Annotated in this window: 7 protein-coding genes and 1 tRNA gene; all 8 read right to left on the reverse strand. The window is 42.6% G+C overall.

The genetic code is table 11. The annotated features are described in order from the left end of the window. Window positions 1–170 precede the first annotated feature (170 nt). The 8 genes from G8O23_RS16480 to G8O23_RS16515 all read right to left on the reverse strand — a co-directional run bounded on the left by G8O23_RS16480 (window position 171) and on the right by G8O23_RS16515 (window position 10,816). Entirely contained in the window at window positions 171–1,550 is a 1,380-nt protein-coding gene (locus tag G8O23_RS16480; RefSeq protein WP_166366873.1) for an RNA-binding domain-containing protein, read from the reverse strand. A gap of 591 nt (window positions 1,551–2,141) precedes the next feature. Then, window positions 2,142–3,548: an RNA-binding domain-containing protein gene (locus G8O23_RS16485; protein ID WP_166366875.1), complete on the reverse strand. Its 1,407-nt coding sequence runs from the start codon at window positions 3,546–3,548 to the stop codon at window positions 2,142–2,144. 435 nt (window positions 3,549–3,983) lie between these two features. After that, window positions 3,984–5,378, reverse strand: a complete 1,395-nt coding sequence (locus G8O23_RS16490) for an ATP-binding protein (RefSeq protein ID WP_166366877.1) — start codon at window positions 5,376–5,378, stop codon at window positions 3,984–3,986. Window positions 5,379–5,704: 326 nt separating this feature from the next. Then, window positions 5,705–8,134 (reverse strand): GumC family protein, encoded by a 2,430-nt coding sequence (locus tag G8O23_RS16495; protein WP_166366879.1) that lies wholly within the window; start codon window positions 8,132–8,134, stop codon window positions 5,705–5,707. Between the two features lie 101 nt (window positions 8,135–8,235). Then, entirely contained in the window at window positions 8,236–8,625 is a 390-nt protein-coding gene (locus tag G8O23_RS16500; RefSeq protein ID WP_166366881.1) for a four helix bundle protein, read from the reverse strand. 125 nt (window positions 8,626–8,750) lie between these two features. After that, window positions 8,751–9,521, reverse strand: coding sequence for a polysaccharide biosynthesis/export family protein (locus tag G8O23_RS16505; protein ID WP_166366883.1), 771 nt, complete (start codon window positions 9,519–9,521; stop codon window positions 8,751–8,753). Window positions 9,522–9,828: 307 nt separating this feature from the next. After that, window positions 9,829–10,125 (reverse strand): GIY-YIG nuclease family protein, encoded by a 297-nt coding sequence (locus tag G8O23_RS16510; RefSeq protein ID WP_166366885.1) that lies wholly within the window; start codon window positions 10,123–10,125, stop codon window positions 9,829–9,831. A gap of 620 nt (window positions 10,126–10,745) precedes the next feature. Further along, a tRNA-Cys gene (locus G8O23_RS16515) sits at window positions 10,746–10,816 on the reverse strand. Between the last annotated feature and the right edge of the window lie 181 nt (window positions 10,817–10,997).

The raw sequence follows: 10,997 nt of genomic DNA on the forward strand, positions 1-10,997 counted from the left end.
TGTACACTGTGTTACACGGTGGTATTTCTTGGTCACTGAGTTACACGGTGTATTACACAGAGTCACACGGTGGTATATTTTCTTGGTCACAGAGTTACACTGTGTATTACACTGAGTCACACAGTGGTGCTCTGTGATTCCTCTGTGGAACACTGTGGAACAACGGTGTTCTATTGCTTAGGGGTTACTTGCCAGTGGCCGAATTTTCGGCCGCCTATGCGTTTAATCTTGCCGTGTGCTTTTAGTTCATCAATTATTCTAAGTACTGTTCGCCTTGTTACAGTAAGGTTCTGAGCTATTTCATCAATTGTAATAGTGCTATTATTCTTTAGTAATTCTAATACCATAAAATAACGAGATTCTTTAGTGACATCTTTAGTGACATCTTTAGTGACATCTTTAGTGACATCTTTAGTTTTTTGATTGGTGTATCCAATTTTAACCAAATACCCTCCCGAATTTTCTTCAAAATGGAAATACATTGTTGGGTAGTTTGCTATGTATTCCCTTATTCTTCGGTATCCGCTGCCGTATTTTTCTATGTCTTTGGTTAGGTAAAAAGCTTCGGTTATTAGCTTGTTTCTGCTTTGTGCTTGATAATTATCGGTTTTTAAGTCTTCAATTGTGAGGTTTCCGAATAGTTTTCCTGGGTTAAAGATGTTAATTTCCTTGTCGAAAATGCGAATTTGGATATCGGTAGGGCTTGTGTAATCACGGTGTATAATGGCGTTTAAAACCAACTCCCTGAGTGCGGGGAGGGGGTATTCAAAAATTTCGGTACGCTGCGATGTTTTGCCTGTAATCTCAAATGCTACTTTTAGGTGGCTGATAATGAATGTAATTGTGTTCTCAACCGCTTCGAACAGGTTGCCTCGAACCATCTTGTCGTCAATAATATGCGATTGGGTTTTAAACCTACCGATATGAACATTGTAAAACAACTCTTCCTTTGAGAAAAGTAGCATTGCAGCGTTGGTTGGGACATTGTTTTTGATTAGTCTTAGTTTCTGTAGACACTCATAGGGTGTTCCACTTAGCTTAAACCGTCCACCCTGATTAACCCTTTCGATAAACAACCGAATTTTTTGCTCGTTTAAATCATCATACTTTGCATTGGGGTAGGGGTAGCTATCCCACGAGGTTTGGATTGATTTAAGGTAAACATCATTTATTTCGCTGGCAGAGAGCAAATGGTTAGAATTGTTTTTGCGTAGATAAAAACGACCTTGTAGTGCTACTGGTTTAACCGGATATTCCGGAATAGAAATAATAACAATGGTTTTACTATCGACTGTTAATGAATCTATGTCGGGAAATAAAGCTGGTTCGGTTTTCGACTTAATCTCATTTTGCCAATTTTGAATACTTTCTGCTGATAAGTCTAACCCTGTAATAATACCTTTATCGCTAACGCCTATAACTATTCTTCCACCTACGCAATTTGCAAAAGCAACAAGGGTCTGTATCACTTGCTGATTAAAGGTTTGTTTGAACTCAACTTGTTCGTTTTCGCCCTTATCGATTATGTGTTTAAGTTGCTCAGTATTCATTTTTTACAATTTGGCATTCTTGCTTCTAGAAGGGTTTTGGAAGACTTTCTAATAGTTTTACAGGGTGTTTCTTTTTGGTTCACTGAGTTACACGGTGTATTACACAGATTCACACGGTGGTATATTTTCATGGTCACAGAGTTACACTGTGTTTCCACTGAGCCACACGGTGTCATTTTTTTTGGGTCACTGAGTTACACTGTGTATTACACAGAGTTACACGGTGGTATATTTTCTTGGTCACAGAGTTGCACTGTGTATTACTCAGTGTTACACAGTGGAATATCTTTTATCTGTAGGACCTGCCCGCAGCCCGCAGGCCTAGGTAAGGCAGGCGGGTCAGTGTATTCGTGTTCTGTTTTCTGGTACACAGAGTTACACTGTGTCATTTCTTTTTGGGTCACTGAGTTACACTGTGTATTACACTGATTTACACGGTGGTATATTTTCTTGGTCACAGAGTTGCACTGTGTTTCCACAGAGTCACACGGTGTCATTTTTTTTGGGTCACAGAGTTACACTGTGTATTACACTGAGTCACACAGTGGTGCTCTGTGATTCCTCTGTGGAACACTGTGGAACAACGGTGTTCTATTGCTTAGGGGTTACTTGCCAGTGGCCGCCAAAATCGGGTCCTATTCGTTTTATTACGTTCTTCTGTTTTAGTATTGCTATGTGCTTCTGAACGGCCGAAGTGCTAATCTGGAGTATGCCTGCAATTTCTTTTCGACTAACCTTAGGGTTATCCTTAATTATGTTTAGGACTGCTAGCTGGGATTTAGTTAGTTGGTATAGTTCACCTGTCTGACCACCTGTCTGACCACCTGTTTTATCATTGGTAAAAATTGTACAATTAAAGATATCGGCATCTTCGAGGATTGGTTTTCTATTCGAATAGTAAGGGTAGTAGTTAAATATATTGCGAACGCCCGAGCCCAGCTCATCGGCTCTTCCTATCTCTTTAAAAACTCTAGCAATTACGGGGTTTTTGGGGAGAGGGGAAAAGGACTGGGGTAAAAGCTGTATGTTTCCGTGCGATCGATTGGCATTTTCGGTTCTTACTCCCTCCTTGTCAATAATTAGCTTGGCTGGATAGGGGTTAGTGTACTCCCTGTGGATAAGCGTATTTGCTATAACCTCTCTAAAGATAAGGTTCCGTGTGCTAACCCGAATATCTTTTTCTAGCACAAACTTGTCGGGCAAGTGCTTTTCAACAAAATGCATCAGCCTATCGTAGCTGTCAATCAGGTTGGTTCTAATATCATCCCTATCGTCGTAACGATCAGTGTTTTCGATACGGCAAATAGCATCCGTTTTGTGAAATGGGAGTGCAGAAAGTATAACATCGTCTTTCCCAAATAAAAGTATTGCTGCAAGGGTAAGCCCCTCTTTCCCCGTTGAGTAATCGGTTTGGTGTAGCTGCACGCTTTTTAGGAGTGATAGGTCATTCATCCCTTCCCAAGGATGACCAGGCTCCCGATTCACTGCCATCTGCCTTGCTTTTTGAATTAAATCCTTTCGAAGCTCCTTGATGGTAGCGAATGGGTATATTTTATTCTCTGTAAAAGTGCTTTGTTTCCTAATGAATAGGTTTGCAATAAGGTTGGCGTTGCCAGCTATGTTGAAATCTCCATCCTCGTTCCTGTCGAAGTATTTACCCCGTGTGCTATGCACCTGTGAACTCTCATGAATATGCAGATGGAGAATTGTTTTCCCATCAACTTCTATCTCGTTGGGGATTATGTATATGGGAGGGTTTAATAATTGAGGGTTGTTTAATGTGTTTGCTAACTCCTTTTTGAGGCTTTGTATTCTTTTGGGATTTAGTCCAAGAATTTGACCGCCATCGCTAACACCAAGTAGGATTGTTCCTCCGTATCGGTTGAGAAATGCGCATACTGTTTCAAGCAAGGTGGTAGGTAAATCGTTTTGAGCCGATTTAAACTCAAGGGTTATGCCTTCTCCTTGTTTAATAAGACTTTGTATATTGGAGTTCATGGAGTGCTTTGAGGGTTATGTTTTGGCACTACTTTGAGTATTACACTAATTCAGACTTAATATTTTTTTGCTTGGCTCGGTCTGTTCTATGGGGTAGGGTAACTAGTTTGAGCAAACTTAGGGGGAAAAATATATAATTCATTGTTATGCGTTTTTGCGTTCTACGTTTTGCGTTCTACGTTTTGTGTTCAAGGGCTAGAACACTGATGCTTCGACATAGCACTTCGGCAGGTGGTCAGTGAGTTTGTCGAACTGCTCTGTGTGGCACTCAGTACACGTGACGCTGATGCGACACCCGCCTGAAAAAAGCAGTCGGGCAGGGATTTCCGCTGATTTTTTTCCCTGTGATTATCTGTTCGACCTGCCCGCAGGCCTAGGTAAGGCAGGCGGGTCAGTGTTATCCCCGCCTGACCGCATCAGTCGGGCAGGTGTGTTCTATGATTTTTGAATGACTCGCCAGTGGCCGCCTTTGGCTGGGCCTATGCGTTTAAGAATACCAATCTCCTTTAGTTTTGCTAGATTCTCTTGAGTTTTTCGATGAGAAATACCTACTTTTTTTGATATTTCAATGGCGGTAGCGTACTTATTATTAGCGATTATATCAACTATCAATTTCTGGTTATCAGTAAGATTTTCTACGACCTTTTCTACGACCTTTTCTACGACCTTTTCTGCGACCTTAGTTGGCACTATCACCTTGTTGTCGTCTTCTGCAAATACGGTAACCATAAAGCCCTCGGAGATGTTTTGGAAGCTTGGCATGGGGAGTCTCTCAACCTTAAACTGGTTTATTATGCGTTGTATTCCTGATCCATACTTTTCAATGTGGCCCATATCCTTAAAGATATCGGCTATCAGCTTGTTTCTTGGTGTTGATTGGTAGGTGTTGTTAAGCAAATCTTCAATGGTAATTGTTTGGGGCAGCCTGCCTGGGTTATAAAATTCAATTCTGGAGTCGAATACTTTCACAATAGAATCTGAGGAAGAACGATAATCCCTATGAATTATCATATTCATAATTATTTCTCGGATAGCCTCTAGAGGGTATTGCCACTTCTGAGTATTCTGAGGTTTTCCTGTAATAATAATCCTTTTATTTAAATGCTTTTTCACAAAGTTAAAAACCTGTTCAACTTGCGAAATCACATCGCTTTTTGATCTTGCTGTATCTTTAATGGTAATTGCATCCTGAAAACGGCCAAGTTCAATTGTTGTTTCAAACGAATCGGCCTTTTTATAAAGCAGGTATGCAGCGTTTGTGAGTTTGTTATCCCGCAGCAGATTGTACTTCAGAAGCAATGTAAGGGGATCGTCAGCAATGCTCATCCCATTCTTATTCATCAATTCAATAGAGGTCTGCACCTTTTCGAGCGAGATATCATCTAATGTATGTGTTGTATTTGGATATGCATCCCAGCTAGAGTTTATTGATTGAAGATGGGCATCTGCCACCTCCGTAACGGACATCGAGTGGTTTGCATTACTTATGCGCTTGAAGTATCGGCCTTTGAATGATACTGGTTTAATAGGATATTCAATTACATTAAGTGCCACAATAACCTTACTATCATAAGAGTAAGTTTGTGAAGAAGGGATTATTGAAGGGGATGTTTTGTTCTTAATCTCATTAACCCAACTCTGTATAGTTTCCTTTCCAACGTTTATCCCCTTCGCTTCACTCTTATTGTTTACGCCAATATATACTGTCCCTCCTTTGGTATTAGCAAAAGCTACAAGAGAAGTTATTACCTCGTCGTTAAAAGAGGACTTAAACTCCACCATTTCATTTTCACCGCTTATTATGATGTTATTAAGGACTTTGTTACTCATTGGTTGTATTATATATAGCAAGGAGTTAGGAGAGGTCTATAGAAAACCATTCGGCTTCAGCTTCGCCCGGTCAGTCCTATGGGAATGGCTAACTAGGCTTAGCAAACTTAGGGAAAATATTCTTTTGTTCCGTGTTCTTTGTTTGGCGTTTAAGAGAGAGAACGCTGATGACAATGGAACACTGCTCCACCCTGTCTTCGACAGGCAGGCAGGGGGCGGAAAAGTGACGCAGATTTCCTCAAATTTTTCTTTGTGCTAATTTGTGTCAACTTGCCTGCTGGCAAGCAGGTTTGTGGATAATCTTTGTAGGTATGCATTTGTGGATACTACCCAAAGAACCGCTTAAAGAATCCCGTTACCTTACTGCCATTCTCATCATCGGTGTAATAGCCCTGCCCGTACTGCTGTCCATAGCTATAGCCATAGTTATATGCATAGGCATAACCGTAGCCGTATCCATACCCATATCCCTTGGGTTTCTTAAAGTCGTTAAGCACAATGGCCAGGTTGGTGATGGTTTTGTTTTTGGTTAGGTCGTCAACCAAATCAAGGGCATTTACCGAGGTGTACCTGTGGCGAACAACAAATAGGGTGGTGTCGCAGGCTCGGCTAATTAGTACCGCATCGGTAACCACGGCCACGGGGGGCGAGTCAATCACTATCATATCGTACTTGTCGCGCAGCTCTGCAACCAGCTTATCAAGCTTGTCGCTGGCCGAAAGTTCGGCTGGGTTTGGCGGTATGGGGCCCGATGGGATAATGGATAGATTTGGGATATTGGTTGGGACAATAACCGATTCCAGGTTATCGCGCCCTATTAGATAGGTGCTCATCCCCTTTGCATTATCTACACCGAACATGCTGTGAACCTTTGGTTTGCGCAAGTCCAGCCCTAGGATTAGCGTCTTCTTTCCAAGCATAGCCATGCTAATGGCTAGATTCGATGCTACAAACGATTTTCCCTCGCCGCTTATGGTTGATGATACAAGTATCACCTTACACTTGTTTTCGCAAAGCATGAAGTCGAGGTTGGTGCGAAGCGCCCTAAACGATTCGGTGAACGACGACTTGGGTTTGTCGTACACCGGCAGAAAACTCTCGTACGGGTTATGCCCAATGGTTCCCAGCATGGGGGTTCGGGTTTTTTTCGATATGGTGGCAGGATCCTGAATGGAGTTGTTAAGCTGGTCGAAGAGCAGTATTAGCCCAACGGGAATAAGTAGCCCGATGATAAAGCCCATGATGTAGTTCATCTTACGGTTAGGCTTTGTTACTATTGCCATATCGGCCCTGGCCTCGTCGATTATCCTATTGTCCGATACGCTCGATGCTTTAGCAATACCAGCCTCAATACGTTTCTCCATGAGGTAGGTGTAAAATTTCTCGTGGATGTTGAACATGCGCTCCATGTTTACCAGCTCCCGTTCGGTTACCGGGAGTAGGCGTAGCTGCTGCTCCTGCTCGGCCACACGCCTATCGAGCTCCCTAATGCGAATGCCATTCACCTTGCGCATACCTTCCAATTTCTCAAAAAGCAGCTCAATTAGGCTGTTGATATTCTGATCGATGGCCAGCACGCGGGTGTTGTCGGGGCGAAGCGTTATAAGCAGTCCATCGCGCTCCATGGTAAGCTGATTAAGATCGCTTACAATGGCGGCAATGCTGGCATCATCTAGGCCAATGGTGGCGGGAGCAACCAACCCCTTAAGGTCTTTCTTGGTTTTTAGGTAGTTCTCGAGGTACTCGAAGTACTCAAGCTGAAGCCTTAGCGCATTCTTCTCGGCGTAAAGCGCCTCAAGGCGCTCAAGGAGGGTTCGCCCCTCGGTGCTTAGGTCAATAATGCCCTTGCCCGTTCTAAAGTTTTGCAGTAGCAGCTCGGCTTTGCGAAGCGAGTCGGATATGCCCCTTAACTGCCCCTCAACAAAATCGATGGTGTTTTCGGCTGTTAGCGATTTTTCCTGCAAGTCGAGGCGGATATACACCTCCATGAGCTTATTCAGAAAATCGGCCTCCTGCTGGGCTACGTAGCCACTGGTGCTTAACGAAAGTAGACTACCCTGCTTATCGTTCAGCTCAATGGCTATCTTCTTCATGTAGGCAATGGCCTGGGAGTGAGAACTATTGACTATGAAGTAGTACTTGTTGCTTTGTCGGCTAAGCTCAAAGCTATCAGGTTCCCTAAGGGTTATGGTGAATGCAAAGCGATGATCGTGATACTTCTCACCAAAACGGATTCTTTTTTGGGGGGTCCCATCATCAAGATCCAATTCATACTCATTTTTTGATAGAATATTGATATTTACTGGATATCCAATGGCATTAATTTCTGTTGTATCAATATTAACAACAAAAGGCGAACGATTGTAATACTTTAGTTCAGCGATACCTCTACGACCAACGCCTACGTAAGTGACGTCAAAATCAGGTAGTTCTTCAATGGCGGTTCGTGTCAAAGTGTATGATTGAAGTACGCCTATCTCATTCTCTATCCTTTTCCTATCCTGCATGATGTTCATCTCGCGCATAAGGTTTTGAACTCCTTGGCCTACCTTACGGCCATCGGCATTGCCCACCAGGAGTGATGCCTTAACGGAGTACACCTGCTCGGAGTAGCGGTTCACCAGGTACGCCACAAACAGCCCTGTAAATACGCAGATTGCTATCCAGTACCACTTGCTCAGAAACAGGAAGAAGTAACGTTTTAGGTCGAGGGTTTCCTCTGGGAATGGGGGGTATGCGTTGTTGGGGGAATCCATATAGATGTTTTATTTGTTTAGAGATTAGGGTTTAAGGTTTAGGGTTTAGAGTTTAAAGTTTAGGGTTTAAGGTTTAAAGTTTAAGGTTTATAGTTTAGGGTTTAGGGTTTGAATTTATTACCCTTAAAGGTGCTTTTCTTTAAATAGTTGATTAGGCTAATTATTTTAATTTTTAGGCTCTGAGTTCTTGACAAAATATCGTTTAACTCTTCCTCCGATATAAATTTTGCATCAAATGCTCTATATGATTGTGAGCGGGTTTCTCCGTTTGATGGCTTTGCAATGTACAAAAACTGTATAAACTCTTTATGCCCATCCCTTTCGAATCCTTCAGCAATATTATCCATTACTGATCCTGCAGAACTATTGATTTGATTGCACAATTTGAAATCCTTTGAAAAAGGCTCTCTTTTAGTGAGCAATCGAATAACCTTAGCCAATTCTCTTGCGTCCTTCCATATATCAAGATCTTCGAACGAATTAATTGTCATTTAGTTAGTTTAACATTTCTAGAATTTGAAAATCAATATATCCTGTACATTAAACCTTCGAAATACACAAAAACGCTGAACTATAAACCCTAAACTTTAAACTCTAAACCCTGTACCTTATGTTTTTACAGCCGTGTTATAAAATTATAAAGCAATATTATCGTACTAATCGACGATAGCGTTAGGTTAACGTAGGGTAGATTCATTTGGAAGACCTTGTTGCCTATGGGTTCAACAATTACCACATCGTTGGGGAGCAGGTAAAAGGCTTCGGACGAGAGCACGGAACGATCGTTGAGATTTAGCCTGATGGTTCTGTTTCCATCGCTCGACGAGCGAACCACCAGCACATTGCGGCGGTCGCCGTTCTCGGTTAGGTCGCCCACGTTGGCCAGCGCCTCAAATATGTTGATATTATCGTTGAAGTTACGGATATTGCCTGGTCGGCGTACCTCACCCAGCAGGGTGATTTTGTAGTTGGCCATCTTCACAATTACCGATGCATCCTTGTACATCAGCTCGGTTTTTTGCTGCACGGCCTCCTGAGCTTCCTGGATGCTTAGCCCACCCACTGTGGTTTTGCCAAGGAATGGTAGGTTGATGTTGCCCTCGGCATCGATGCTGTAGCCCTGAAGGTAGAGGGAGGCCTCGTCGCGGTTCTGACCGAAGTACTGAATGCCTGAGGGGTTATTAAACATCTGGCTAATTTCGGGGCTGGGGGTAACCAGCTGAATGTATAGCACATCGCCGGGTTTAAGCCGGTAGGTAGGGGGTGTGACAAATGGCGTTTCCTGCATAATGCTGATATCTTGCATGTATAGAAGCTGTGCTCTGCGGTTGCATGAGGCAAATGCCATAGCAACGGCTAGCATTATGATTATGGGTTTAATTCTCACGGTTATTGTGTTTTAGTTATTTACGTAGTTGCGTATTATACGTCATTGCGATCCCGACGTTATTTGTCGGGAGAAGCAATCTGTTTTCTAGTTTACACGCTCTCCACAAAGACTGCTTCGTAAAGGACACTCGCCTGCTTAATTACCTGTCTGATATACACTTTCAAGCGAGTCGTAGGTCAGGCAGGCAGTGACGGAAAGTGCTTCCTAGTTTCAAGGTTTACGTCATTGCGAATCCGCCAGCCGGCGGATGAAGCAACCGAAGCGCAGCGAAGTTCGACGTAGTCAATCTGTCGGATGAACTTAACTACTCATCAACCAAGTCGGTTAGATCGTTCCAATTTGGATTGATAGAGTTAATTAGACCCTCCTTCTTTGCCCTTGAGCCACCTTTAATCTGTTTCTCCCTAGCAATGGCATCCTCAATTCGGTTAAAACCCTCAAAGTAAACCAACTTGTGACAGTTGTATTTGTGGGTGAATGCGGTGATGTGGATTCCTTCCCTATGCTCCGCTAATCTTTTCTGCAAGTTACTGGTTACGCCTGTGTATAAAACTGTGTTGTTCTTGTTGGTTAGGATGTATGTGTAACCTCCATATTTCATAATGGGCTATGAGTTTTACAGATTGCTTTGCTCCACTTCATTTTGCTCGCAATGACAGATTTCCCGTTCGTCATTGCGAATCCGCCAGCCGGCGGATGAAGCAATCTGTAAAAAAGATCGCTTCGGAAAGTACCCTCGCGATGACGGTAACTTTTTGTTGTTTCTGTCATAACATCATTATGCCAAAAATTTTGGGTGAATTCTCGCAATGACGGGTTAAATCGCTTCATCAAGTTGATTAAATGCTTTCGAAAAATTTCCGAATCGTTGCTTCCAACGGATGTCTTCGTTGTTCATTAACAGATAAATAAGGTTTGGTTTTCTTGATGGGCTGGTACAGCTTCGCCCGGTAACCCACAGTGTAATTTTTGCGGGAGAGTAGATACAGTAAGCAAAATTAGCAATAATTGTGTAATTAGAATAACACCTCACCATAATAACAGCTGTGTTGATCAAAAGCTTAAACAACCATTTGATAAGCAAAATTAATCTGAATAGCAGCTGTAAGGTGGTCGCCTTCGATTCTGCCTAATTGTAACAATGTGGCCGTGGGTATTATATAACAATTATTGCTTAAACAAAAAACGCATACCAAATTGCTCTGGTATGCGTTTACTTTGAGGTCTCGAGCGGATTCGAACCGCTGTACGAGGTTTTGCAGACCTCTGCCTAGCCACTCGGCCACGAGACCGTTTTTTACGGACTGCAAAGTTACAAAATTTTCTAAATCTCCAAACCCCAATCGTAATTATGCTGCTATTTATTGCTTTTCTCGGCTAAATATTATTTTGAGGTGCTGGAGAAGAGTTATTACCTTTGGGTATGGAAACACAAGAAAGCCTAAAGGCCTTATTGTCGGTATTTTTTCCTGA

Origin of the sequence: Perlabentimonas gracilis (assembly GCF_011174675.1) — a bacterium.
Classification (GTDB): Bacteria; Bacteroidota; Bacteroidia; order Bacteroidales; family Tenuifilaceae; genus Perlabentimonas; species Perlabentimonas gracilis.